The 23844-nt window shown below is 75.7% G+C and carries 22 protein-coding genes; 17 read left to right on the top strand and 5 right to left on the bottom strand.

The window, feature by feature from the left end:
* Positions 1 to 58: 58 nt before the first annotated feature.
* The 6 genes from ACIA6B_RS18165 to ACIA6B_RS18190 all read left to right on the top strand — a co-directional run bounded on the left by ACIA6B_RS18165 (position 59) and on the right by ACIA6B_RS18190 (position 5765).
* On the top strand, positions 59 to 943 hold the full coding sequence (locus ACIA6B_RS18165) for a MurR/RpiR family transcriptional regulator (RefSeq protein WP_396774644.1): 885 nt from the start codon (positions 59 to 61) through the stop codon (positions 941 to 943).
* 92 nt (positions 944 to 1035) lie between these two features.
* Positions 1036 to 1977: a transporter substrate-binding domain-containing protein gene (locus ACIA6B_RS18170; RefSeq protein ID WP_396774645.1), complete on the top strand. Its 942-nt coding sequence runs from the start codon at positions 1036 to 1038 to the stop codon at positions 1975 to 1977.
* A gap of 113 nt (positions 1978 to 2090) precedes the next feature.
* Entirely contained in the window at positions 2091 to 2948 is an 858-nt protein-coding gene (locus ACIA6B_RS18175; protein WP_396774647.1) for an amino acid ABC transporter permease, read from the top strand.
* Positions 2945 to 3706 (top strand): amino acid ABC transporter ATP-binding protein, encoded by a 762-nt coding sequence (locus tag ACIA6B_RS18180; RefSeq protein ID WP_396774649.1) that lies wholly within the window; start codon positions 2945 to 2947, stop codon positions 3704 to 3706. The genes ACIA6B_RS18175 and ACIA6B_RS18180 overlap by 4 nt, the downstream gene beginning before the upstream one ends.
* A gap of 1 nt (position 3707) precedes the next feature.
* A complete protein-coding gene (locus ACIA6B_RS18185) occupies positions 3708 to 4874 on the top strand; it encodes a M20/M25/M40 family metallo-hydrolase (RefSeq protein WP_396774651.1) in 1167 nt (388 codons plus the stop codon).
* A 45-nt stretch (positions 4875 to 4919) separates the two neighbouring features.
* Positions 4920 to 5765 carry a DUF6671 family protein gene (locus ACIA6B_RS18190; protein WP_396774652.1) on the top strand — a complete coding sequence of 282 codons (846 nt, stop codon included), beginning with the start codon at positions 4920 to 4922 and terminating at the stop codon, positions 5763 to 5765.
* A gap of 13 nt (positions 5766 to 5778) precedes the next feature.
* On the opposite strand, the gene ACIA6B_RS18195 is transcribed toward ACIA6B_RS18190, so the two are convergent.
* A complete protein-coding gene (locus ACIA6B_RS18195; RefSeq protein ID WP_396774654.1) occupies positions 5779 to 6324 on the bottom strand; it encodes a carbonic anhydrase in 546 nt (181 codons plus the stop codon).
* A 92-nt stretch (positions 6325 to 6416) separates the two neighbouring features.
* On the opposite strand from ACIA6B_RS18195, the gene ACIA6B_RS18200 reads away from it, so the two are divergent.
* Positions 6417 to 10646 (top strand): putative inorganic carbon transporter subunit DabA, encoded by a 4230-nt coding sequence (locus tag ACIA6B_RS18200; protein ID WP_396774656.1) that lies wholly within the window; start codon positions 6417 to 6419, stop codon positions 10644 to 10646.
* A complete protein-coding gene (locus ACIA6B_RS18205) occupies positions 10643 to 10984 on the top strand; it encodes a DUF190 domain-containing protein (protein ID WP_396774658.1) in 342 nt (113 codons plus the stop codon). The genes ACIA6B_RS18200 and ACIA6B_RS18205 overlap by 4 nt, the downstream gene beginning before the upstream one ends.
* An 8-nt stretch (positions 10985 to 10992) precedes the next feature.
* Here the strand turns inward: ACIA6B_RS18205 and ACIA6B_RS18210 are convergent, their stop codons facing one another.
* Both ACIA6B_RS18210 and ACIA6B_RS18215 read right to left on the bottom strand, forming a co-directional pair.
* The gene (locus ACIA6B_RS18210; protein WP_396774660.1) at positions 10993 to 11562 is read right to left on the bottom strand and encodes a TetR/AcrR family transcriptional regulator; all 570 of its coding nucleotides are present in this window, start codon (positions 11560 to 11562) and stop codon (positions 10993 to 10995) included.
* A complete protein-coding gene (locus ACIA6B_RS18215; protein ID WP_396774662.1) occupies positions 11559 to 12452 on the bottom strand; it encodes an SDR family oxidoreductase in 894 nt (297 codons plus the stop codon). Before ACIA6B_RS18215 ends, ACIA6B_RS18210 begins: the two co-directional genes overlap by 4 nt.
* 149 nt (positions 12453 to 12601) lie before the next feature.
* Here ACIA6B_RS18215 and ACIA6B_RS18220 point away from each other — a divergent pair, with 149 nt between their 5' ends.
* The 4 genes from ACIA6B_RS18220 (at position 12602) to ACIA6B_RS18235 (ending at position 16293) form a co-directional block, all read left to right on the top strand.
* Positions 12602 to 13783, top strand: a complete 1182-nt coding sequence (locus ACIA6B_RS18220) for a sensor histidine kinase (protein WP_396774663.1) — start codon at positions 12602 to 12604, stop codon at positions 13781 to 13783.
* Positions 13780 to 14457, top strand: coding sequence for a response regulator (locus tag ACIA6B_RS18225; RefSeq protein WP_396774665.1), 678 nt, complete (start codon positions 13780 to 13782; stop codon positions 14455 to 14457). Before ACIA6B_RS18220 ends, ACIA6B_RS18225 begins: the two co-directional genes overlap by 4 nt.
* Before the next feature lie 91 nt (positions 14458 to 14548).
* Complete coding sequence (locus tag ACIA6B_RS18230) at positions 14549 to 15469, top strand: ABC transporter ATP-binding protein (protein ID WP_396774666.1); 921 nt, start codon at positions 14549 to 14551, stop codon at positions 15467 to 15469.
* Positions 15466 to 16293 (top strand): ABC transporter permease subunit, encoded by an 828-nt coding sequence (locus ACIA6B_RS18235; protein ID WP_396774668.1) that lies wholly within the window; start codon positions 15466 to 15468, stop codon positions 16291 to 16293. The genes ACIA6B_RS18230 and ACIA6B_RS18235 overlap by 4 nt, the downstream gene beginning before the upstream one ends.
* A 37-nt stretch (positions 16294 to 16330) precedes the next feature.
* Here ACIA6B_RS18235 and ACIA6B_RS18240 read toward each other — a convergent pair whose 3' ends face one another.
* Together ACIA6B_RS18240 and ACIA6B_RS18245 are read right to left on the bottom strand one after the other, a co-directional pair.
* Positions 16331 to 16966 carry a response regulator gene (locus ACIA6B_RS18240; protein ID WP_396774670.1) on the bottom strand — a complete coding sequence of 212 codons (636 nt, stop codon included), beginning with the start codon at positions 16964 to 16966 and terminating at the stop codon, positions 16331 to 16333.
* Positions 16963 to 18165 (bottom strand): sensor histidine kinase, encoded by a 1203-nt coding sequence (locus ACIA6B_RS18245; protein ID WP_396774672.1) that lies wholly within the window; start codon positions 18163 to 18165, stop codon positions 16963 to 16965. The genes ACIA6B_RS18240 and ACIA6B_RS18245 overlap by 4 nt, the downstream gene beginning before the upstream one ends.
* A 219-nt stretch (positions 18166 to 18384) precedes the next feature.
* Between ACIA6B_RS18245 and ACIA6B_RS18250 the strand changes: the two genes are divergently transcribed.
* The 5 genes from ACIA6B_RS18250 to ACIA6B_RS18270 all read left to right on the top strand — a co-directional run bounded on the left by ACIA6B_RS18250 (position 18385) and on the right by ACIA6B_RS18270 (position 23832).
* Entirely contained in the window at positions 18385 to 19392 is a 1008-nt protein-coding gene (locus ACIA6B_RS18250; protein ID WP_396774674.1) for an ABC transporter permease, read from the top strand.
* Complete coding sequence (locus ACIA6B_RS18255) at positions 19389 to 20063, top strand: ABC transporter ATP-binding protein (protein ID WP_396774676.1); 675 nt, start codon at positions 19389 to 19391, stop codon at positions 20061 to 20063. Before ACIA6B_RS18250 ends, ACIA6B_RS18255 begins: the two co-directional genes overlap by 4 nt.
* Before the next feature lie 209 nt (positions 20064 to 20272).
* Positions 20273 to 20743: a hypothetical protein gene (locus ACIA6B_RS18260; protein ID WP_396774678.1), complete on the top strand. Its 471-nt coding sequence runs from the start codon at positions 20273 to 20275 to the stop codon at positions 20741 to 20743.
* Positions 20744 to 21280: 537 nt separating this feature from the next.
* Positions 21281 to 22894, top strand: coding sequence for a cellulose-binding domain-containing protein (locus tag ACIA6B_RS18265; RefSeq protein ID WP_396774680.1), 1614 nt, complete (start codon positions 21281 to 21283; stop codon positions 22892 to 22894).
* Positions 22895 to 23031: 137 nt separating this feature from the next.
* Entirely contained in the window at positions 23032 to 23832 is an 801-nt protein-coding gene (locus ACIA6B_RS18270; RefSeq protein ID WP_396775055.1) for an ABC transporter ATP-binding protein, read from the top strand.
* Positions 23833 to 23844: the final 12 nt, after the last annotated feature.

Consider the following 23844-nt stretch of genomic DNA (forward strand, 5'->3'; position numbering starts at 1 on the left):
GTGGGCGGGCGGGCGACGCCCGCCCGCCCACGGACCGGTGGGCCGTTACGCTCTGCTCGTGCCGAACTCCGAAGCTGTCGACGATCCGCACGTGGTGGGCGTCGCGGCGCTGATCCGTGGGCGGCTCGGCGAGTGCAGCCCGGCCGAGCGCCGGGTCGCCCGCACGCTGCTCGCCGCCTACCCGTCCGCCGGCCTGGGCACGGTGGCCGCGCTCGCCGAACGCGCCGAGGTGAGCGCGCCGACCGTGCTGCGGCTGCTGTCCCGGCTCGGCTTCGGCGGGTACCCGGAGTTCCAGCGCGCGCTGCGCGACGAGTTGGCGGAGCGGGAGACCTCGCCGCTGACCGCCTACCGGGCCGCCGAACACGACGGGACGCCGCCGGAGGGCGCGTTGCCCCGGGCCGCGGCGACGCTGCCGGCGGCGGTGGCCGGCACGCTCGCCGACCTGCCCCGGGGGGAGTTGGACGCGGCCGTGCGGCTCCTCGCCGACCAGCAGTTCCGGGTCACCGCGGCCGGTGGCCGGTTCTCCGCGCTGGTGGCCAACTACCTGGTGCTGCACCTGATGCAGGTGCGCGGCAACAGCCGGCTGCTGCCGCCCGGGCCGGTGGCCCGCGCCGACATGCTCGTCGACGTCGGCAAGCGGGATCTCGTCGTGCTCTTCGACTTCCGCCGGTACGAGGAACCGACGCTGGCGCTGGCCCGGGAGGTGACCGCGCGGGGCGCCCGGGTGCTGCTGTTCACCGACCGCTGGCTGTCGCCGGTGGCCGGGCTGGCCGAGGTGGTGCTGCCCGCCCGGGTCGACTCGCCGTCGCCGTACGACAGCTTCGTGCCCACGCTCGCGTTGGTGGAGACGCTGGTCGCGGCACTGATCGACAGGCTCGGCCCGGTGGCCGGCGCGCGGCTGAAGGCGATGGAGGGGGCGCAGCAGGCGTTCGGCGACCACTGAAACGTCCGTTACAAAAAACTGTAACCCCACCGAGATCGTAACGTGAGTTACAGTCCGGGGGCTGGCTGATCCGGCCCCCGGAAGGACTCCCCATGCGCATCCGTTCGCTCGCCCTGGTCGGCGCGACCACGGCGTTGCTCGCCACCACCGCCGCCTGCGGTGGCGCCGCCACCGGCGGCGGCACCGACGAGATCAAGCCCGTCTCGGTCACCATCGACGGTGTCGGCCCGGTCGAGACCGACAAGGCCGTGGCCGCCAAGGTCCCGTCCGACGTCCGCGGTCGCGGCACCGTCACGGTCGCCACCAACGCCCCCTACCAGCCGTTCGTCGACTTCAAGGTGGAGGGCCGCACCGACCAGTTCGTCGGCCTCGACCCCGACCTGTTCCAGGCCGCCTCGGCCCGGCTCGGCCTCAAGGCCACCTTCACCCAGCAGCCGTTCGACGGCCTGGTGCCCGGCCTCCAGGCCGCCAAGTACGACGCCATCGCCGGTGGCATCACCGACAAGAAGGAACGCCAGCAGGTCGCCACGTTCGTCGACTACTCCGCCTCCGGCACCGGGTTCCTGGTCGCCGCCGGCAACCCGCTCGGCGTGAAGACGGTGGCCGACCTCTGCGGCCGGACGGTCGCCGTGCAGAAGGCCAGCAACCAGGCGAAGAACCTGGCCACCTACGCCAAGGAGAGCTGCGCCGGCCGGCCGCTGGAGATCAAGGAGTACCCGGAGAACCCGCAGGCGGTGCAGGCGCTGATCGCCGGCAACGTGCAGGTGGTCGCCGCCACCCGGGTCAACCTGGTGGAGACCGCCGGCTCGCTCGCCGGCAAGGCCGAGCTGGTCGACGACCCGTCCTCGCCCAACGGCTGGCTGGCCAGCCCGAACGGCTTCGGGTTCCTCAAGGCGAACAAGGAGCTGGCCGAGGCGTACCGGGCCGCCGTGCAGTCCCTGATCGACGACGGCACCTACGGCAAGATCCTGGCCCGCTGGAAGCAGACTCCGATCGCGATCGACAAGGCCACCGTCGACCAGGCCATCGACTGACCGGCGGACCACCGCCCCCCGAACCGCGGTCGCCGGGCGCCCTTTCGACTCCGTGAGGGCGGGCCCGAAGGCGCCCGGCGACCGCCGCACCCCCTGCCGGAGGCACTTCCACGATGACCACCACCGAACCCCCGACGGTACGGGTCGTCCCCGTCCGCCACTACGGCCGCTGGCTCACCGCGCTGGTCGTGGCCGGGCTGGCCGCGATGTTCCTGCGGGCGCTGCTGACCAGCCCCAACCTCGAACCCCGCACCGTGGCCCACTACCTGTTCCAGGACTACGTGCTCGACGGCGTGGTCACCACGCTCTGGCTCACGCTGCTCGCCATGCTGCTCGGCACCGCCGGCGGCGTCCTGCTCGCCGTGCTGCGGCTCTCCGACAACCCGGTGCTGCGCGGCGTCTCGTGGACGTTCATCTGGGTCTTCCGCGGCACCCCGCTGCTGGTGCAGATCATTTTCTTCGGGTTCCTCGGCGCGCTGTTCCCCCGGATCACGCTCACCGTGCCGTTCACCGGCACCGTGCTGTTCGACCGTCCCACCAGCGTGGTGGTCACCGGCACCGTGGCCGCCGTGCTCGCGCTGTCGCTCAACGAGATGGCGTACGCGGCCGAGGTGATCCGCGGCGGCATCCTGGCCGTCGACGACGGGCAGACCGAGGCCGCCGCCGCGCTCGGCATGGGCCCCACGCTCACCCTGCGCCGGGTGGTGCTGCCCCAGGCCATGCGCGTGATCATCCCGCCGATGGGCAACGAGACCATCACCATGCTCAAGTCGACCGCGCTCGTGTCGATCATCGCCGGACGGGACCTGATGACCGCCGTGCAGAGCGTCTACCAGAACAACTACAAGGTGATCCCGCTGCTCCTGGTGGCGGCGATCTGGTACCTCGCCCTGGTCAGCCTCCTCTCCGTCGGCCAGTGGCTGATCGAGCGCCGGTTCGGCCGCGGCTTCGCCCGGGGAGGCGTGCGATGACGGCGATGGTCCGTGCCGAGGGCGTGACCAAGCGGTTCGGCCCGGTTGAGGTGCTCAAGGGCATCGACCTGACCGTGGCCCCGGGCGAGGTGGCCTGCCTGCTCGGCCCCTCCGGCTCCGGCAAGTCGACGTTCCTGCGCTGCGTCAACCACCTGGAACGCATCGACGGCGGGCAGCTCTCGGTGGACGGCGAGCTGGTCGGCTACCGCCGCCAGGGCGACAGGCTGCACGAGCTGAGGGCCCGCGAGGTGGCGGTGCGCCGCCGCGACATCGGCATGGTGTTCCAGCGGTTCAACCTGTTCCCGCACCTCACCGCGCTCGGTAACGTCACCGAGGCGCCGGTGCGGGTGCTGCGCACCCCGCGTGAACGCGCCCGCGCCGAGGCGATGCGCCTGCTCGACCGCGTCGGGCTGGCCGAGCGCGCGGACCACTACCCGAGCCAGCTCTCCGGCGGCCAGCAGCAGCGGGTGGCGATCGCCCGGGCGCTGGCCATGCGCCCGAAACTGATGCTCTTCGACGAGCCCACCTCCGCGCTCGACCCGGAACTCGTCGGCGAGGTGCTGGACGTGATGAAGGGGCTCGCCGCCGACGGCATGACCATGGTGGTGGTGACGCACGAGATGGGCTTCGCCCGCGAGGTCGCCGACCAGGTCGCGTTCCTCGACGACGGCGTGGTGGTCGAGGCCGGCCCGCCGGACGAGGTGCTCGGCCGACCCCGCCACGAGCGCACCCGCGCCTTCCTCGACAAGGTGCTCTGACATGGACCCGCTGTTGCGCGCCGCCGGTGACCGGCTGACCGCGTACCACGACCGGCTCGCCCGACTGGTCGCGGTCGACTCCGGCTCCGGCCAGTTCGACGGGCTGCGGGAGGTCTTCGACCTGGTGCAGGGCTGGTGCCTCGGCGCCGGGCTGTCCGTCGAGCGGGCACCGGTCGCCGACCCGGCCGGCCGGCCGCTCGGCGACGTGCTGGTCGCCCGCCGCCGGGGCGCCGGCACCCGCCGGATCCTGCTCGCCGGCCACCTGGACACCGTGTTCCCGCCGGGCACCGCCGCCGCCCGCCCGTTCCGGGTGCAGGACGGTCGGGCGTACGGGCCGGGGGTCAGTGACGACAAGGGCGGCGTGCTCGCCGGACTCGCCGCCGTCGAGGTGCTCGCCGCGCTGGACCGGCACCGCTACGGCGAGCTGGTGCTGGTCTGCACGCCGGACGAGGAGATCGGCTCGGTGGGCAGCCGGCCGCTGCTGCGTACCCTCGGGGCCGAGGCCGACGTGGCGCTCTGCCTGGAGTGCGCCCGCGACAACGGCGACCTGGTCTCCGCCCGCAAGGGTGTCGCCGACCTGGCGGTCACGCTGCGCGGGCGGGCCGCGCACGCCGGCATCGAGCCGGAGCGTGGCGCCAACGCGCTGCTCGCCGCCGCCCGGCTGACCGTGGCGCTGGACCAGCTCAACGGCCGCTGGCCCGGGGTGACGGTGAACGTCGGCGCGTTGGAGGCCGGCGGCCGGCCCAACGTGGTCGCCGACCGGGCCCGGATGCTTGTCGACCTGCGCGCCTGGCGCACCGGCGAGTACGAGGCCGCGCTGGCCGAGATCCGCCGGCTGGTCGCCGCGCCGCTCGTCTCCGGCGTGCACGCCGAGCTGGTCGTGCAGGCGCCCACCCCGCCGTGGGAGCCGGACCCGGCCGGACGCCGGCTGGCCGAGCTGGCCGCGAAGGTGGGCGCCGGGCTCGGCGTACCGGTGTCGCACACCGCGACCGGGGGCTGCGCCGACGCGAACCTGCTGGCCGAGGCCGGCGCGACCGTGCTGGACGGGCTCGGCCCGGTCGGCGGCGCCGACCACAGCCCGGGGGAGTGGCTCGATCTCGACTCGGTGGTGCCGCGGGTGGCGCTGCTGGCCGGCCTGGTCGACGCGCTCGGTCAGGCCGACACGTAGCCAGACTCCGGAATTGCGCTTCGGATGTCGGGTAGGGTCCGGGGAGTGGAGGGCTCCCCGTTCCGTGGTGTGACGGCGGCGTTGGCGACCATGCACGGCAAGCAGTGGGCGCTCCGCCCGCCGCTGCGCCGTCGGCTGGGCGTGGGCCTGCGGGTGGCGGCGGTGGACACCGACGCGCTCGGCACGTTCACCGGTGAGGTGCCCCGGCCCGGCACCGCGCGGGAGACCGTGCTGCGCAAGGCGCGGCTCGGGATGTCCGCCACCGGATGCCCGGTCGGTCTGGCCAGCGAGGGCGCGTTCGGTCCGCACCCGACGCTGCCCGGCGTGCCCGCCGACGTGGAGTACGTCGCGCTTGTCGACGACCGGTCCGGCCTGACCGTGGTGGAGTCCGTGGTCAGCCTGGAGACCAACCACGCGCAGGTCACCACCGACGGTCGGGACCGGACCGTGGTGGTGGCCTTCCTGCGTCGGGTCGGCTTCCCGCACCACGCCGTCGTCGTCCGGCCGGCGCGCGGCGCGGGCCGGCCGGAGAAGGGCCTGCGCCGCCTCGGCGACGTGTTCGCCGCACTGCGTCGGGCAGCCGCCGACAGTGGCGACGGCGACGCGGTGCTCGCGGCGGACCTGCGGGCCCACGTCAACCCGACCCGGATGCGGGTGATCGCCGCCGCCGGGCTGCGCCTGGCCCGCCGGCTCGCCACGGCCTGCCCGGACTGCGCCGCGCCCGGGTTCGGCCCGCTCGGCACGGCGGCCGGCCTGCCCTGCCGGGACTGCGGCACGACCACCCACCAGGTGGCGGTGCGGGTCTCCGGATGCGCCCGGTGCCCGTACCGCGAGCGACGTCCGGTGGCCGGTGCGGCCGACCCGGGGACCTGCCCGCGCTGCAACCCCTGAGCGCCGTCCCGGTTCAGGCCAGCCGGGCCCCGGCCCGGTTCGGCGGTCGCAGGCGGCCGACGCGCCGGACCGGCGGCGGGGCGCTGGGACGCACCTCGACGAGGGTCAGCGACGCGTCGTGCCAGACCATGCCGTGCAGGCCGCAGCGGCCGGCGCGGACCGCCTGATCGAGCAGGGGGGAGTGCCGGCGCAGCGCGGCGAGCGTGGCGCGCACCCGTTCGGGTCCGCTCCCGTGCGGCAGCGAACAGGCGGTGTGGCCGAGCACCACCACCAGCGGTGTGCCGAGGTGACCGACCGCGTACTCCAGGCTGCCCCGCACCGAGGGCCCGGTGCTCAGACCGGCGGCGCGGACCCCGAACACGTCGGCGCCGCCGAACACCGTCACCGCTTCCGGCTGCGGATCGGCGCAGGAGAGGACCGCCGCCACCGGGGCGCCGGCCGGGACGAACGGCGTGGGCGCCGCGCCCACCCGGAACCGGTGGTGTCCCGCCCGCAGTCGGGCGAGGGCGAAGCTCGGGCTGACGGGCCATCCCTGCGGCGACGATCCGGTCATGTCCATCACTGCTCCTCGTGACGAGCCACTGTCGTGCGTCTCACGATACACGAATTTGAAATCGTGTAATAGAGTGCGCTTGTCTGAAGGAGGTGGCGATGGACGTCGCACTGGTCCTGGGAGTCCTGATCGGGCCCGCATCGGCGGTGCTCGGCGCGTTGGCGGTGCCCGACCCGCGCCGGGCCGCCCGGGTGGTGGGCGCGTTGCTCGGTCTGAGCGCGGTGGCGGCCACCGCGCTGCTGGTCCGGGTGGCGGCCGACCCGGCCGTACCGGGCGTGCTCGCCCGCGTCGACACGCTCGGGCCGGCGTTCTCCGTCGGCGTCCGCGTCGACCGGTTCACCGCGTTGTTCGTGCTGCTCGTCTGTGGACTGGCCGCCGTCGTCGCCGGCTACGCGCGCCGCTACCTCGACGGCGAGCCGGGCGCCCGCGCGCTCCAGGCCCGGGTGGCGGCGGCCAGCACCGCGACACTGGTGATGGCCACCGCGCCCAGCCTGGTGCAGTTGGCCGTCGGCTGGATCTCGGCCGGGCACCTGCTGGTCGGCCTCATCGGCCACTACCGGGACCAGCCCCGGGTGCGGGCCGCCGTCCGCCGGACCCGGCGACTGTTCCTCGCCGGCGACGTCGCCCTGGTGGCCGGCCTCGCGCTGCTGGTCACGCCCGCCGGCGACGCCGACCTGGCCGCGGTGCGCGCCACGGCCGGTGACCGGCCCGGGTGGCTGCTCGCCACCGCCGGCGCGCTGCTGCTGGCGGCCGCCATGGTCCGGTCCGCGCAGGTGCCGGCGCACCGCTGGCTGCCGTCCACCCTGGACGCGCCGACCCCGGTCTCGGCGCTCCTGCACGCCGGCATGGTCAACGTGGCCGGGTTCCTCATGATCACATTGGCGCCGGTGGTCACCGCCGCGCCCGGGATGATGCCGGCGATGGTGCTCGTCGGCCTCGTCACCGCCGTCTCCGGGCTGCTGTTCGCCGCGGTACGCACCGACGTCAAGGGCACGCTCGCCCGGTCCACCGTCGCGCAGATGGGGTTCATGCTCGCCCAGTGCGGGCTCGGCGCGTTCGGACTGGCCGCCGTGCACCTGGTCGGGCACGCCGTCTACAAGGCGTACGCGTTCCTCTCCGCCGGCGGCACGCTCCAGGCGCAGGCCCGTGCCGCCGGCACGCCCCGGCCGGAGGGCCCGCCGCCGACCCGGTCCCGCGTCCTCGCCGCCGCGACGGTGCTCGTCACCGTGCTCGCCACCGAGCTGCTGCTCGGCGCCACCGCGAGCGGTGCGCTCAGCGCCGCGCTGGTCGCCGCCGCCGCGCTCGCCGCCGTCTGGTCCGCCCTCGCCGACCGCGCGCTGCCGGCCCGTACCGCCGTCGCCCTCACCGGCACCGTGGCCGCGCTGGCCGGCGGACACCTCGTCGCCGGGCGGGCGGTCGACCGCTGGCTGGCGCTGCCGACCGGGACGAGCCTCGTCGGCGTCGTCGCCGTGGCGTGCGTGCTCGCCGTGGTGGCCGTCGCCGGGGCCGTGCTGCGCCGCCGGCCCAGCGCCACGCTCTGGTGGTGGGCCTGGCACGATGGCGTCGCCGTGCCGCGGGCCCACCGGACGGCCCCGCCCGGCGGGCCGACCCCCGCGGCGCTCACCGTGCCGCGCCCCGGCCTGCTCGACCGCTCGGACGGCGCCCGGGCCGTCGCCGCGGCGACCGCCGCCGCCGACCACGTCGCCGCCGTCGGCCCCCTGGACGCCTTCGTCGCGGTGAACCCGCTCGCCGGCCGGGAACGCGTGCCGTTCGCCCGGGCCACCGCCGAGCTACGGGGCCTCGCCGGCACGCGGACCCACCTGCCGGCCGCCGAGTACCGGCAGCGGCTGCACGACGGCCGGATCACCGAGGCCGACCTCGCCGCTGTGCTCCCGCCACCACCGCGCGCCGCCGGCGCGGTCCTGCTCGGCCACCGGCGGATCGACGTCACCGACCTCCAGGTGGCCGTGCTGAGCCACCCGGTGCACGACGGGCCGCCCCCACCGGCCGACCTGCTCGCGGTCGCGCGGCGCCGGCTCGCCGAGCTGCCCGCGCGGCCCCGCCCCCGCACCCCGGGCGAGACCGGACCGCACACGCTCGCCGAGACGCTCGACCGGGCGCTGGGCACCCGGACCACCGCGGACGTCGACGACCTGGTGGCCGCCTGGTGCGCGGCGCACAGCGGACGCCCGGCGGCGCTCTGGCCGGTCCCCGGCCCGACGGACGCGGGCTGCTGGGCGCGCTGGCGGCGGATGGCCGGCGCCGATCCGGCCCTGGCCCGGCGGGGCGTCACCGGCCTCGCGACGCTCGTCGACGCCCTGCCCGAGGCGCCCGAGCAGGCCGTCGCGGTGCTCCTGCGCGCGATGGGGGTGCCGCCGGCGGCCTGGTCCACCTACCTGTCCCGGTCCCTGCTCCGGCTGCCCGGCTGGGCCGGGCACGCCCGCTGGGCCCAGGCCAATCCCGGACAGGGGCCGGCACTGAGCCCACTGGACCTGCTCGCCGTGCGCCTCACCTACGAGTACGCGCTCGCCGGCGCCGCCGCCCAGCGCCACCTGGAGCTGCCCCCGGTGCTGGACTCGATCGCCGCCGCGACACCCGCCACGCTCCCGAGGTCCGCCGGGATCACCCCGGAGGCGCTCGCCCGACTCGCCGGCGCGCTCGACGTCGACGTCGCCACGCTGGCCTGCCTGCCCGGGGAGACCGTGGCCACGCTGCGGGACGTGGCCTGCCAGTTGACCCCGTCCCGGCAGTCCGAGGTGTGGCTCGCCGCCGCCGAGCACGCGTACCGGCGTCGGCTGCGGCACCGGCTGGACCGGCGCGTGGACCGGCCGGCCGTCGACGCCCCGGCGCTCGCCCAGGCGGTGTTCTGCATCGACGTGCGCAGCGAGGGCCTGCGCCGCCACCTGGAGGCGGCCGGGCCGGTCGACACGTACGGCTTCGCCGGCTTCTTCGGCCTGCCCGTGCGTACCGTGACCGCCGGCGCCCGGCGCGGGCGGGACCGCTGCCCGGTCCTCATGCGACCGGTGGCCACCGTCGAGGCGGCGGGGGCCGGCCACGCCGGGCGCTCGCGGCAGGCCTGGCGACGCGCCTACGCCGCCGCCAAGGCGAACCCGGTCGGCGCGTTCGCCTTCGTCGAGGTCGCCGGCGTGCTGGCCACCGCCGCCCTGCTCCTGCGGGCCGCCGCGCCGGGCCGGTTCGTGCCGCCCGTCGACCACACCGCACCGACCGTCGCCGACCTGACCACCGCCATGAGCCTCGACGAACAGGTCTACTACGCCGAGGCGACGCTGCGCACGATCGGGCTCACCGCCGGCTTCGCGCCGCTGGTGCTGCTCTGCGGGCACGGCGCCACCAGCGCCAACAACCCGTACGCCGCCGCGCTGGACTGCGGCGCCTGCGGCGGCAACCGGGGCGGGGTGAGCGCCCGTCTCGCCGCCGGGATGCTCAACCGGCCCGAGGTGCGCGCGGCCCTCGCCGACCGGGGCATCCACCTGCCCGACGGCACGCACGTGCTGGCCGGCGAGCACGACACCGTCACCGACGAGGTGCGGCTGTTCGACGTGGACGCCGTGCCCGCCGGGCTGCGACCGGCGGTCGAGGAACTCACCGGCCGGCTGGCCGGGGCGGGCGCGCGGCTGCGCGCGGAACGGGCCGCGCGACTGCCCGGCCGGCCGCGTCCGCGCCGCCTGCCCCGGCGGGCCGGGGACTGGGCGCAGGTCCGCCCGGAGTGGGCGCTGGCCGGCAACGCCGCGTTCATCGCCGCGCCCCGCGAGCTGACCGCCGGCGTCGACCTCGGCTGCCGCACGTTCCTGCACTCCTACGACTGGACCGGCGACCGGGACGCGGCGGCGCTGGAGGCGATCATGACCGGCCCGCTCGTGGTGGCCGCCTGGATCAACCTCCAGTACTACTTCTCCACTGTCGACCCGCAGCGGCTCGGCGCGGGCACCAAGACCGTGCACACCGTGCTCGGCGACGCGCTCGGCGTCCTCTCCGGATCCGGCGGCGACCTGCGCCCCGGTCTGCCGCTCCAGTCGGTCGCCGACGGCACCCGGCCGGCACACGAGCCGGTGCGGCTGCTCGCGGTGGTCCGCGCCCCGCACCACCTGGTCGACGCGGTGCTGGGCCGTAACCCCGGGCTGCGCCACCTGGTCGACGGCGGGTGGCTGTCGCTGACCGTCGTCGACCCCGGCACCGGCGCGTGGTCCGAGCCCGCGTCGGGTGGATCGTGGCGGGCGCTGCCCGCCCCGCGCCACGTCACCGCACCCGCCACCGAGCCGCCCGCGCGCCACCCGGCGTCCGCGACGGAGAAGGAGTACACGGCATGAACGAACTGGGACTGACCCGCATGGTCAAGGTGGAGGTCGTCACGCGCGCCGACGACGCCGACGCGGTCCGCACCCTGCTGCACGCCTCCGGGGTGAGCGGCTGGACCAGCCTGAGCGGCGTCTCCGGCTTCGGCCACCACGGCACCCACGAGGGGCGGCTGCTCTTCAACGACCGGGCCGGACTCGTCATGGTCATCGCCGTGCTCCCGCCGGGCCGGGCCGAGCCGGTGGTCACCGGGCTGCGCGACATCCTGGCCCAGCGGCCCGGCGTGATGTTCGTCAGCGACGCCTGGGTCAGCCGACCCGAGTACTTCGGCGCCGACCGGCAACCGGACTGACGCCCCTGTCAGGTCCGGTACGCGCGCAGCACCCGGTCGACCAGCCGCTCGGCGTACCGCCGGTCGACGGTGGCGCCGGTGGCGGCGCGACGGTAGAAGATCGGGCCGGCGAGCAGGTCGAGCACCTCGGCGGGATCCGTCCCGTCGGGGAGCTCGCCCCGCCCGACGCCCCGTTCGACCACCCGCAGGATGACCGCGTGCCGGAGCTCGGCCTCCCGGTGGTGCAGCGCCCCCAGGCGCGGGTCCCGTTCGGCGGCGTCGACGAGCGCGAACCACAACCCGGCGGCGGGACCCGCGGAGACCGCGCCGGCCAGCCCGGTGGCCAGGGCCGTCAGGTCGCCCCGGAGCGTGCCGGTGTCCGGGTCCTCGGGCGGGCGTCGTACGCCGGCGAAGGCGTCGAGCACCAGCGCCGCCTGCCCGTCCCAGTGTCGGTAGATGGTCGTCTTCGCCACCCCGGAGCGTTCCGCGACCGCCTCGACGGTGGTGCCGGCGACGCCGCGTTCGGCGAGCAGATCCAGCACGGTCTCCAGGACGACGGCCCGGGTGCGCCGCACCCGCGGGTCGGTCGGCGGGCTCATCCGCCCATCTTCGGCCGCTCCGGCCCCGGCGTCCACCGCCACACGTCGCGGTGCTCGGTCACGTACTCGCGCAGGGTCCGGGCCGGGCGTCCGAGCAGGAGCGGCAGCGTGGGGTCGACCCGCTCGGCCTGCCCCCGGCGCAGACCGGTGTGCAGCACGGTCTGCACCACCGCCTGCGTCACCGGGACCCGCCGCCGGCGCAGGTGCCGCAGGTAGCCGGCGACGCCCGCGGCACGGTAGCGGACCGGGCGCCCGAGCACCTCGGTGAGCAGCGCCGCCACCTCGGTGAAGTCGAGCGCCTGCGGCCCGGTCAACAGGTAGGCGGCGCCGCGGTGCGCGGTCGGATCGGCGAGGACCGTCGCCGCCACGTCGCCGAGGTCCCGGGTGTCGACGAAGGCGACCCGGCCGTCACCGGCGGGCAAGTAGATCCGGCCGTCCTCCCGGATGTCCCGGCGGTAGGCGTCGGCGAGGTTCTGCGCGAAGAACCCCGGTCGCAGGATCGTGTTCGGCAGGCCGCTGGCCCGCAGGTGGCGCTCGACCCGGTGGTGCGGGACCACCTGGTTGCTCTCCGCACCGGCGACCGAGGCGAAGACCACGTGCGCCACCCGGTGCCGCACGGCGCGGTCGACCAGCGCGTTCAGCGTGGGGCCCACCCGGGCGATCTGCGGCGGGCGGAGCAGGAACAGCCCGGCCACGCCGTCCAGCGCGGCGTCGAAGGTGCCCGGGTCGCGGAAGTCGAGGCGGGCCGCCGGGGTGTCGGGGAAGCACGTCCGCAGGCGCGCCACGTCGGTGCCGGCTACCCGCAACGGTACGCCTGCGGCCCGCAGCGACCGGGCGACCGCGCCGCCGACGTTCCCGGTCGCGCCGGTGACCAGGACCGGACCGGTCACGCGGCGCCGCCGACGTCGAGGCGGGCCGGTCGGGGGGAGGATCGCATACCCACACCCTAACGCTACGCTTGCGTAGCGAAAAGGAGTGGAGGTCGTCGATCATGATCGCCGCCGGCTCGGCCGCACCACCCGTGTCGTACGGTGACCGCATGGGACGCGTCGCGCGGTGGCGTCGGGTGGCCCGGGCGCACCCGACCGTGACCGATGCGCTGCTGGCCGCGCTGCTCTTCGTGGTCAGCCTGCTCCCGGTGAACCCGCCCGGCGGGCCCCCGCGCGACCCGCTGACCGTCGGCGCGGTGCTGCTCGCGCTGGCCGGCTGCGGCGCGCTGGTGCTACGCCGCCGCCACCCGTTGCCGGTGCTCGCGCTGGTCACCGCCACGGCGGCCACCGCGCTGCTGGTGCAACAGGCACGCGGGCCGTTCGTGCTGACCGTGGCGCTGGCCGCGTACACGGTGGCGACCCGGACCGACCGGCGGACCGCGGTGGCGGCCGGCGCGGCGAGCGGCCTGGTGCTCGGCGGCGGCGCGGTCGTCGCGCTCGGGGTGGGCTGGCTGGACCCGGCGGTCGTGGTGCTGCTGCTCTGGTTCGGCGTCGCGGTGGCGGCCGGCGACGCGGTCCGCAGCCGGCGGGCCTACGTGGCGGTGCTGGAGGAGCGGGCGCGGCGGGCCGAGCGGACCCGCGAGGAGGAGGCCCGCCGCCGGGTGGTGGAGGAACGGCTCCGGATCGCCCGGGAGCTGCACGACGTGGTGGCCCACCAGATCGCGCTGATCAACGTGCAGGCCGGGGTGGCCGGGCACCTGCTGCGGGAGCGGCCGGACGCGGCCGAGGAGGCGCTCGGGCACGTCCGGTCCGCGACCCGCGCCGTGCTGGACGAGCTGGCCACCCTGCTCGGCCTGCTCCGGCGCGGCGAGCCGGACGCGCCGACCGAGCCGATGCCCGGCCTGGGCCGCCTCGACGCCCTCGTCGACGGCTTCGCCGCCGTCCAGCCGGTGCGCTGGACCCTGACCGGCCGGCCCCGGCCGCTGCCCAGCACGGTCGACGTGGCGGCCTACCGGATCGTCCAGGAGTCGCTGACCAACGCCCACCGGCACGCGCCCGGCGCGGCCGTCACCGTCGGCGTCACGTACACCGGCGCCGGCGTGGTGGTGGAGATCCGCGACGACGGGCCCGGCCCGAGCGGAGCCGGCGACCAGGGAACCGGTCTCGGCCTGCTCGGGATGCGGGAGCGGGCCGAGGCGGTGGGCGGCGCGTTCCAGGCCGGCGCGGGGCCCGGCGGCGGCTTCCGGGTCCGCGCGGAACTGCCCGCCCCGATCCCGCAGGAGGTGGCATGACCGTCCGGGTGCTGCTCGCCGACGACCAGACCCTCATCCGCGCCGGCTTCCGCGCGCTCGTCGACTCTGCGCCGGACCTGTGTGTGGTGGGGGAGGCCGCCACCGGGCGCGAGGCGGTCGAACGGGCCCGCGCCACCCGCGCCGACGTGGTGCTGATGGACATCCGGATGCCCGACCTCGACGGCCTGGCCGCCACCCGGGAGATCACCGCCGACGAGGACCTGGCCGGCGTACGGGTGCTGATCCTCACCACGTTCGAGGTCGACGAGTACGTCTTCGAGGCGCTGCGCGCCGGCGCGAGCGGCTTCCTCGGCAAGGGGGTGGAGCCGGCCGAGCTGCTCGACGCGATCCGTACCGTCGCGGCCGGGGAGGCCCTGTTGTCCCCGAAGGCGACCCGTGGGCTGATCGCCCGGTTCCTGGCCCAGCCCGACCCGCGGCCCGGGGCCACCCCGGCGCGGCTGCGGGTGCTCACCGAACGGGAACGCGAGGTGGTCACGCTGGTCGCCGCCGGGCTGAGCAACGAGCAGATCGCCCAGCGGCTGGTGGTCTCCCCGCTGACCGCCAAGACCCACGTCAACCGCGCGATGGCCAAGCTCGACGCCCGGGACCGGGCCCAACTGGTGGTGATCGCCTACCAGAGCGGCCTGGTCCGGGCCGACCCACCGGCGCGGTAGCCGGACCGCCCGCGTACCGCGTTCGCGGTACGCGCAGGTGTCCGCGTCCGGCCGACGCGCCGACCGGGGTACGCGGGCCAGGGTTGAGCACATGATCGAAGCCCACGACCTGAGCAAACGGTACGGCGACAAGCTCGCCGTCGACGCCCTGACCTTCACCGTCCGGCCCGGCGTGGTGACCGGTTTCCTCGGTCCCAACGGCGCCGGCAAGTCCACCACCATGCGGATGATCCTCGGCCTGGACGCGCCGACCGCCGGGACCGTACGGGTCAACGGCCGCCGCTACGTCGAGCACCGGGACCCGCTGCGCCAGGTCGGCGCGCTGCTGGAGGCCAAGGCGGTGCACACCGGCCGCTCCGCCCGCAACCATCTGCTCGCCGTGGCCGCCACGCACGGCATCGGGCGCCGCCGCGTCGACGAGGTGATCGACCTGGTCGGGCTGCGTGAGGTGGCCGGCCGGCGGGCCGGCGGGTTCTCGCTCGGCATGGGGCAGCGGCTGGGCATCGCCGGCGCGCTGCTCGGCGACCCGGCGGTGGTGATGCTCGACGAGCCGGTCAACGGCCTCGACCCGGACGGCATCCGGTGGATCCGCGGCCTGCTCAAGGGACTCGCCGCCGAGGGCCGGACGGTCTTCGTCTCCTCGCACCTGATGAGCGAGATGGCCCAGACCGCCGAGCATCTGATCGTGGTCGGCCGGGGCCGGCTGATCGCCGACGTGTCGCTCGCCGAGTTCACCCGCCGGGCCTCCCGCGGCACCGTACGGGTGCGCTCGCCCCAGGCCACGGCGCTGCGCGACCTGCTGGCCGGCCCGGACGTCACCATCACCGGCGGCGAGCCCGGCGTGCTGGACGTCAGCGGGCTGCGCCCCGAGGCGATCGGCGACCGGGCCGCCGCCGCCGGGCTCACCCTGCACGAGCTGACCCCCACCGAGGCGTCGCTCGAAGAGGCGTTCATGACCATGACCCGCGACGCCGTCGAGTACGTCGGCGCCACCGAAGGAGCTGACCGATGACCACCGCGGCCCCACCCGCCACCACCGTGCCGACCGATGCCCGGATCACCGTCCCCCGGGTGGTCCGCAGCGAATGGATCAAGTTCCGTTCGCTGCGCTCATCGCTGATCATGCTGGCCGCGACCGTGGTGGTGTTCGCCGCGTTGGGGCTCGGCTTCTCGGCGTTCCTGGCCGACGCCACGATCGAGCCGGGCACCCCGGCGCCGCCCGGCGGGCCGTCGTCGCTCGACCCGCTCGGCGCCAGCCTCGGCGGCGTCAACCTCGCGCAACTGCTCGTCGGCACGCTCGGCGTGCTGCTGGCCGCCGGTGAGTACGGCACCGGCATGATCCGCTCGTCCCTCGCCGCGGTGCCGACCCGCTGGCCGGTGCTCGCCGGCAAGGTCGCCGTGCTGGCCGGTGTCGTGCTGGCCGTGCTGGTGCCGACCACGCTGCTCACCTTCCTCGGCGGGCAGGCGATCCTGGGCGACCAGGGCATCTCCCTCTCCGACGACGGCGTGCTGCGCGCGGTGCTCGGCACGGCCGGCTACCTCGCGGCCGTCGGTGTGCTCGGCGCGGCGCTCGGCTCGCTGCTGCGCACCACCGCCGGCGCGCTGACCAGCGTGGTCGCGCTGCTGCTGGTCGTGCCGGGAGTGGTGTCGCTGCTGCCGGAGAGCTGGTCGGAGCGGATCTCGCCGTACCTGCCGTCCAACGCCGGTCAGGCGTTCATGAGCGTGGGCGGGGGCGGTGACCTGCTCTCCCCGGGCGCCGGCGCGGCCGTCCTCGCGGCCTGGCTGGTCGTGCTGCTCGGCGCCGCCCTGGTCCTGCTGCGCCGCCGGGACGCCTGACCGACGCCGCCGACCGGTCGCGGCACCGCGCGGCCGGTCAGCGGCGGAGGATGCCGAGGTCGACGGCGGCGGCGACCGCCGCGGTGCGGGAGTCGACGCGCAGCTTGGTGTAGATGCGCGACAGGTGCGACTTGACCGTGCCCTCGGTCAGGTGCAGGCGGCGGCCGACGGCCTGGTTGGACAGCCCGTCCGCGACCAGGCCGAGCACCTCCGTCTCCCGGCGGGTCAGCGCCGTGTCCGGCGTGCGCAGCCGGTTCACCAGCCGGTCCGCGACGGTCGGAGCCAGCGCGGTACGGCCGGTGGCGGCGGCCCGCACGGCGGCGGCCAGCTCGTCCGGCGAGGCGTCCTTGAGCAGGTAGCCGGTCGCGCCGGCCTCGATCGCGGGCAGCGTGTCCGCGTCGCTGTCGTAGGTCGTGACGATCAGCACCCGGGGCGCGTGCGGTCGGGCGGTGATGGCGGTGGTCGCGTCGACCCCGCTCGGGCCGGCGCCGAAGCGCAGGTCCATCAGCACCACGTCGACGTCTCCGCCGGCGGCGCGGGCCACCGCCTCCTCGGCGGTGGCCGCCTCGGCCACCACGAGAAGGCCCGGCTCGGTCTCCAGCACGGCGCGCAGCCCGGCCCGGACGACCGGGTGGTCGTCGGCGATCAGCAGCCGGACCGGCGTGCCGGTCACGGCCGTCCGCCGGGCGGGGTGCGGGGAAGCCGGGCCGACACGGTGGCGCCGCGACCGGGCGCGGCGGCCACGGTCAGCGCGCCGCCGAGCGCGCGGGTCCGCGCCCGCATGGCGGCGAGGCCGAACCCACCGCCGTCGGGCCCCGGACCGGGCAGCCGTTCGGGGTCGAAACCGCCGCCGTCGTCGATCACGTCCAGGGTCACCCGGTCGGCGCGGTAGCCGAGCGTCACCTCGACGGTGGTGGCCCGGGCGTGGCGCACGGTGTTGGCCAGCGCCGCCTGGGCGACGCGCAGCAGCGCGACCTCGTACGCGGTCGGCAGCGGGACCGGGGCCCCGGTGACCGCGAACCGGGCGGCGAGCCGGTGCCGGGCGCCGGTGGTGGCGCAGAGGCGTCGCAGCGCGTCGGCCAGCGTGGTGTCGTCCAACGCCGGTGGGGTGAGCGCGGCGACGAAGCGCCGGGCCTCGGCGAGGTTGTCCGCCGCCGCCTGCCGGGCCTGCTCGACGTGGCGGGCGGCGGTGTCCGGCCGGTCCGGCAGCACCCGGCCGGCGGCGCGCAGCAGCAACTGGATGCTGGTCAGGCCCTGCGCCAGCGTGTCGTGGATCTCGGCGGCCAGCCGTTCGCGTTCCGCCGCCACCCCCGCCTCGTGCTGTGCCCGGGCCAGGTCGGCGCGGGTGGCGGTCAGCTCCTCGATCAGCCGCCGGCGGCGCTCGCTCTCCCGGTAGAGCGCCTGGTAGCCCCGGACCACCGCCACCGCGACCGCGGCGCCGAGCACCGGCCCGACCGTGCCGGCCACGCTCACCGTGCCGCGATGGGCGGCGAAGGCGACGACGGCCACCACGGCGGTCACCGCGACGGCGACCGGGCCGGCCCGCCGGGACAGCAGGTGCAGTTGCAGCAGGTAGAGCGGGAACGCGAGCCACAGCCCGTCCACGGTGAGCGCGGTCAGCGCCAGCCACCCGACGCCGACCGCCGCCAGCCACCAGCCGGCGGCCCGTCGGGAGCGGTGGACGCCGGGCCGCAGCGCTCCGGCCGCGTACGTCAGCAGGCCCGCCGCCGCCACCGCGGCGATCACCGGCGCGTGCGGCTGCCCGGTGACGACGGCCCGGAGGCCGGCGAGCGCGAAGAGGACACCCACCAGCAGGTGCAGGCACCAGGCCAGCACGCGGGCGGTGGAGGTCAGGGCGGGAACGGTGGTCACGGCCCTTTCAGCGTAGAGGAGGCGCAGGTCGGCGGGGATCTGTCGAAAGGTGTAACCGGCCCCCCGCCGTTCCGCCCGGGAAGTGCCGTCCACCGCCGGATGCCCGGGCCGGCCTCCGGCGACGACCGTGGGAGCGACCACCCCGCCGCCGAAAGGACCGTGTCGCCCGTGTTCGTCGCCTGGAGAGACCTCAGGTTCGCCAAGGGGCGCTTCGCCCTGATGGGAACCGTCATCGTGCTGATCACCCTGCTGGTCGGCCTGCTGTCCGGGCTGACCGCCGGGCTGGGCCGGCAGAACACCTCCGCGATCACCGGCCTGCCCGCCGACCGGATCGCCTTCGGCGGCCCGCAGCCGTCGTACGCCGACTCGACCGTCACGCGCCGGCAGTGGCAGCGCTGGGCCGACACGCCCGGCGTCACCGCCGCCGAGCCGCTGGGCATCGGCACCACCCGGGTCACCGCCGGTGGCCGCAGCGCCGCCGTCTCCGTCTTCGGCGTCCGGGCCGGCTCCCGCCTCGCCCCCGGCGACCTCGACGACCGCACGGCGGTGCTGTCCACCCCGGCCGCCGCCGACCTGGGCCTGCGCGTCGGTGACCGCCTCACCGTGGCCGGCCGGGAGCTGACCGTGGCGGCGGTCCGCGGCGACGCGTCCTTCAGCCACACCCCGGTGGTGTGGACCAGCCTCGACTCGTGGCGGCGGACCGGCGTCGCCGACGCGGACACCGCCACCGTGATCGCGCTGCGCACCGCCGCCGGCGTGGACGTGGCCGCCACCGACCGGGCCGCCGGCACCCGGACCGTCCGCACCGGCGACTCGCTGGCCGCGATCGGCTCGTACCGCTCGGAGAACGGTTCGCTCCAACTCATGCGCGGCTTCCTGTTCGCCATCTCCGCCCTGGTCATCGGCGCCTTCTTCACGGTGTGGACGATCCAGCGCAGCGGCGACGTCGCGGTCCTGAAGGCCCTCGGGGCCTCCACCGCCGCGCTGCTCGTCGACGCGCTCGGACAGGCCGGTGTCCTGCTGGTCGGCGGCACCGCGCTCGGCGCCGGCCTGGCCGCCGGCCTCGGCGTGCTGGTAGCCGGCTCGGACGTGCCGTTCGTGCTGACACCGGCCACCGTCGCCGTCCCGGCCACCGTGACGGTCGTCCTCGGCATGCTCGGCGCCGCCCTGTCCGTGCGCCGCATCACTGCCGTCGACCCGCTCACCGCACTGGGGAGCGCCCGATGAGCCTCGACCTGACCGACGTCACGCTCACCTACCCGGACGGCGAGCACCGGCTCACCGCGCTCGACCACGTGACGCTCCAGGTCGGGAAGGGCGACCTGACCGCCGTGGTCGGCCCGTCCGGGTCGGGCAAGTCCAGCCTGCTCGCGGTCGCCGCCACGCTCGTCACCCCGGACGCCGGCACCGTCCACGTCGACGGCGTCGCCACCACCGGGATGGGCCGCGGCGCGCTCGCCGCGCTGCGCCGGCGCGCGATCGGCATCGTCTTCCAGCAGCCCAACCTGCTGCCGTCGCTGACCGCCGTCGAGCAGCTCCAGGTGATGGCCGCCCTCGCCGGCCGGTCGCCGGCCGGGGCCCGGGACCGGGCGCGGGAGCTGCTCGACGCGGTCGGGCTCGCCGCCCAGGCCGGCCGGCGCCCGCACCAGCTCTCCGGCGGCCAGCGCCAGCGGGTCACCATCGCCCGCGCCCTGATGAACGACCCGGTCGTTCTGCTCGTCGACGAGCCGACAAGCGCGCTCGACCACGAGCGGGGCGCTGCCGTCATCGACCTGATCGGTCGGCTCACCCGTGAGCGGGGCACCGCCACGGTGCTGGTCACCCACGACCGCGACCACCTCGCCGCCGCCGACCGGATCATGGCGATGCGTGACGGCCGTCTGCACGACGCGACCTGAGCGGTACGGCAGGCGCTACCTTCCGCCGCCGGCGCGACCAGCCGGTCGAGGTGCTGCTGGACGACGTCGGGTCGCCCGGCCCGGGTGGGCGGGCGGACGCGGCGGGCACGCCCGGGGCGGTGGAGGTCAGCACGGTCGGCGCGCCGGCGGCGAGCGGAACGGTTCGGGACCGTCACCTGTGGTGGCCGGCGTCGGCTACGGTGGCCGGCGTGACGACGCAGGACATCAGGCCATCGTTCGCGCCGGACGCCGTCGTGGTGCTCGGCGCGGTGGTGGCCACCGTGGGCTATCTGTCGCCGTGGTTCCGCGTCTCGGCCGGCTACTCCTGGTCCTTCTCCGGCTGGGCGTACGCGTCGTTGAGCACCGGCGGCGGCTGGACCCTGTTGACGCTGGGCTGGCTGCTGGTGGCGCTGGTGGCCGGCGGTTGGGCGCGGGCGTATCCGGGCGCCGCGCTGACCGCGTTGACGGCGGCCGTCGGCGCGCTGACGTTCGCGCTCGCCGTGGTCGCGGCGAGCTTCGCCGAGTTTCGGGAGCGCGGCAGCATCAACTGGATCGCGGACCTGCCGTTCGGGGTCGGGCTGCCGCTGATGGCCACCGGCTTCGGCCTGTTGGTCGCCGGTGGGGTCCGCGCCGTGGTGCGCGCGACGCTCCGGGCGCACGACGCCCCCACCGAGGTCTAGCCGCCCGCCCGGGGGTTTGCCGGGGCCTCTTCCTAACGCCCGGGCGATAGGAAGAGGCCCCGGCAATCACCTCAGTTCAGGCCGCAGCCGGCCAGCGCGTCCAGGCGAGCAGGAGTGCCGCGAGGGCCCCCACCCCACCGATTTTCAGGACCGCGTTGTTGCGCGTACCCATGGCCATGCACCTCTCCTTTGGTCGACCTGGAGGGTCGCGGCGGCGTGTGCCACGCCGCCGCTCCACGGTGCGAAGTGAGACGCAGGAATCGCCTCTCGTGCCGCTCGGGCATCGCGGTTCCGGACGATGTCCCGGTCGGGGGTGGGTACGGCCGGCGCTGGCGGATCGTCCAGTGCCGGGGCGGAGATTGACCACATCGACGCGTGTCAGTAGACTGCGCTGAAAGCGCTTTCACAGCGGGAGGCGTGACGGGCTCGTCGCGCACACGGGCGTCCGGGCAGCAGGAAGGCCCGCCGACGGCACCGACCGGGCATCGGTGTCGACGTCGGCGCGGCACCGAACCCACCACCCGCAGGAGAATTTCCATGATCAACCGACACCGCCGCGCGGCGTTGTGGACGTCCACGATCGCGGCGGCCACGCTCGCCGCCGCCGGCCTGGCGATGGGCGCGAACCCCGCCCGGGCCGCCGCCGGCTGCCGGGTCGACTACGCGGTGACCGCGCAGTGGTCCGGCGGCTTCACCGCGAACGTCAACCTCACCAACCTCGGCGACCCGCTGAACGGCTGGACCGTCACCTGGAACTTCAGTGGCGGCCAGACCGTCAGCCAGGCATGGGGCGTCGACATCACCCAGACCGGCGCGTCGGTCCGGGCCGCCAACGTCAGCTACAACGGCAGTCTCGGCACGAACGCGACCACGTCGTTCGGCTTCAACGGCGGCTGGAACAACACCAGCAATCCGGTCCCCGCCTCGTTCGCGGTCAACGGCGTCCTCTGCGGCGGGGCGATCCCCACCGACCCCGGGGGGACCCTCACCCCGCCGCCCGGGCCGACGACCCCGCCGCCCTCGCCCACCACGCCGCCACCGTCGCCCACCACGCCGCCGCCGACCAGTGGCGCGGTGTACGCCGCGCCGAACGGCACCGCCGGCGCGGCCGGCACCCAGGCCAACCCCACCACGATCGCCGCCGCGATCACCCGGGTCGGCGCGGGCGGCACCGTCTACCTGCGGGGCGGCACCTACAACCTGGCCCAGACCGTCACCGTCGCCGCCGGCAACAACGGCACCGCGAGCGCCCGCAAGAACCTGTACGCGTACCCGGGCGAGACGCCGATCCTCAACTTCTCCGCGATGACCGAGGACCCCGCCAACCGGGGGCTCGCGTTGAACGCGTCCTGGTGGCACGTGCGGGGGGTCGTGGTGGAACGCGCCGGTGACAACGGCATCTTCGTCGGCGGCAGCAACAACGTCATCGAGCGCACGGTGACCCGGTTCAACCGCGACAGCGGCCTGCAACTGTCCCGGATCGCCTCCAGCACCCCGCGTGACCAGTGGCCGTCGAACAACCTCATGGTCAGCGTCGAGTCGCACGACAACGCCGACTCCGACGGCGAGGACGCCGACGGGTTCGCCGCCAAGCTCACCGTCGGCACCGGCAACGTCTTCCGGTACGCGGTGTCCCACCACAACATCGACGACGGTTGGGACCTGTACACCAAGACCGACACCGGCGCGATCGGCCCGGTGACCATCGAGGACTCCCTCTCCTACGGCAACGGCACGCTGAGCAACGGCACGCAGAACGCCAACGGTGACCGCAACGGCTTCAAGCTCGGCGGCGAGGACATCGCGGTCAACCACACCGTCCGGCGCACCATCGCGTACCGCAACGGCAAGCACGGGTTCACCTACAACCGGAACCCGGGCTCGATGACGATCTCCAACAACCTGAGCATCGACAACACCGAGCGCAACTTCTCGTTCGACGCGGGCACCTCGGTCTTCCGCGCCAACACGTCCTGCCGCAGCGGCAGCGGGTCGACCGACAAGACGGTCGGCAACGTGGACGGCTCGAACCAGTTCTGGTCCGGCGCCAACGGCTCCCGCTGCGCCACCTACGCCGGCGCCCTGGGCTGGTCCTTCGCCGCCGACGGCCGGCTGGTCGTCACGCTCGGCGGCCGGGTCGTCTCCCTCTGATCCGTTCCGCCGCCGGCGCGATTCCGGGTGCGTTCGTTGTCGTCCCGGCGACAACGAACGCACCCGGACGGATGTCGACCCGGCTTGACAGGGTGATCAGCGGTTAGGTTAGCCTAACCTTCGTGACGAGCGGAACGATGCGGGCCGACGGCCTGCGGGGCAGTGAGCTGCGCCTGGGCTACCACGGGACCACCGTGGTGCACGACGCGGCCATCACGCTGCGGCCGGCGGCGGTGACCGCGTTGGTCGGGCCGAACGGCAGCGGCAAGTCCACGCTGCTGCGCGGGCTGGCCCGGCTGCACCCGCTCCAGCACGGCGAGATCGTGCTCGCCGACGGCACCCCGGCCCGGGCACTGTCGGCGCGCGACTTCGCCCGCCGGGTCACGCTGCTGGCGCAGAGCCGCCCCACCCCGAGCGGCGTCACCGTCCGGGACGTGGTCGGCTACGGCCGGCACCCGTACCGGCAGCGGTGGCGGGCCGGCGACCCGGACGGCCCGGCCGCGATCGACCGGGCCATGACGGTGACCGGCGTGGCCGCCATGGCCGCCCGACCCGTCGACGCGTTGTCCGGCGGCGAACTCCAGCGGGTCTGGCTGGCCACCTGCCTGGCCCAGGACACCGCCGTGCTGCTGCTGGACGAGCCGACCACGTTCCTCGACCTGCGCTACCAGGTGGAGATCCTCGACCTGGTGCGCGACCTCGCCGACACCGCCGGCGTGGCCGTCGGCGTGGTGCTGCACGACCTCAACCAGGCCGCCGCCGTCGCCGACCAGGTCGTGCTGCTGCACGAGGGTCGGGTGCGCGGCGCCGGGACCCCGCGCGAGGTGTTCACCGAGGCGGCGCTCACCGAGGCGTACGGCATCCGCGTCGAGGTGACCGCCGACCCGGTCACCGGCCTGCTCTCCACCCGCCCGGTGGGCAAACACCACAAGTCCTGACGACAGAAGAGA

The sequence above is a fragment of the Micromonospora sp. NPDC051141 genome (genome assembly GCF_044455765.1).
GTDB lineage: Bacteria > Actinomycetota > Actinomycetes > Mycobacteriales > Micromonosporaceae > Micromonospora.

What these genes read in the sequence shown, in the direction of transcription:
- ACIA6B_RS18170 (WP_396774645.1), top strand. Translation starts at nt 1,036, where the DNA reads ATGCGCATCCGTTCGCTCGCCCTGGTCGGCGCGACCACGGCGTTGCTC.
- ACIA6B_RS18175 (WP_396774647.1), top strand. Translation starts at nt 2,091, where the DNA reads ATGACCACCACCGAACCCCCGACGGTACGGGTCGTCCCCGTCCGCCAC.
- ACIA6B_RS18180 (WP_396774649.1), top strand. Translation starts at nt 2,945, where the DNA reads ATGACGGCGATGGTCCGTGCCGAGGGCGTGACCAAGCGGTTCGGCCCG.
- ACIA6B_RS18185 (WP_396774651.1), top strand. Translation starts at nt 3,708, where the DNA reads ATGGACCCGCTGTTGCGCGCCGCCGGTGACCGGCTGACCGCGTACCAC.
- ACIA6B_RS18195 (WP_396774654.1), bottom strand. Translation starts at nt 6,324, where the DNA reads ATGGACATGACCGGATCGTCGCCGCAGGGATGGCCCGTCAGCCCGAGC.
- ACIA6B_RS18200 (WP_396774656.1), top strand. Translation starts at nt 6,417, where the DNA reads ATGGACGTCGCACTGGTCCTGGGAGTCCTGATCGGGCCCGCATCGGCG.
- ACIA6B_RS18205 (WP_396774658.1), top strand. Translation starts at nt 10,643, where the DNA reads ATGAACGAACTGGGACTGACCCGCATGGTCAAGGTGGAGGTCGTCACG.
- ACIA6B_RS18210 (WP_396774660.1), bottom strand. Translation starts at nt 11,562, where the DNA reads ATGAGCCCGCCGACCGACCCGCGGGTGCGGCGCACCCGGGCCGTCGTC.
- ACIA6B_RS18220 (WP_396774663.1), top strand. Translation starts at nt 12,602, where the DNA reads ATGGGACGCGTCGCGCGGTGGCGTCGGGTGGCCCGGGCGCACCCGACC.
- ACIA6B_RS18225 (WP_396774665.1), top strand. Translation starts at nt 13,780, where the DNA reads ATGACCGTCCGGGTGCTGCTCGCCGACGACCAGACCCTCATCCGCGCC.
- ACIA6B_RS18230 (WP_396774666.1), top strand. Translation starts at nt 14,549, where the DNA reads ATGATCGAAGCCCACGACCTGAGCAAACGGTACGGCGACAAGCTCGCC.
- ACIA6B_RS18235 (WP_396774668.1), top strand. Translation starts at nt 15,466, where the DNA reads ATGACCACCGCGGCCCCACCCGCCACCACCGTGCCGACCGATGCCCGG.
- ACIA6B_RS18250 (WP_396774674.1), top strand. Translation starts at nt 18,385, where the DNA reads ATGGGAACCGTCATCGTGCTGATCACCCTGCTGGTCGGCCTGCTGTCC.
- ACIA6B_RS18255 (WP_396774676.1), top strand. Translation starts at nt 19,389, where the DNA reads ATGAGCCTCGACCTGACCGACGTCACGCTCACCTACCCGGACGGCGAG.
- ACIA6B_RS18265 (WP_396774680.1), top strand. Translation starts at nt 21,281, where the DNA reads ATGATCAACCGACACCGCCGCGCGGCGTTGTGGACGTCCACGATCGCG.
- ACIA6B_RS18270 (WP_396775055.1), top strand. Translation starts at nt 23,032, where the DNA reads ATGCGGGCCGACGGCCTGCGGGGCAGTGAGCTGCGCCTGGGCTACCAC.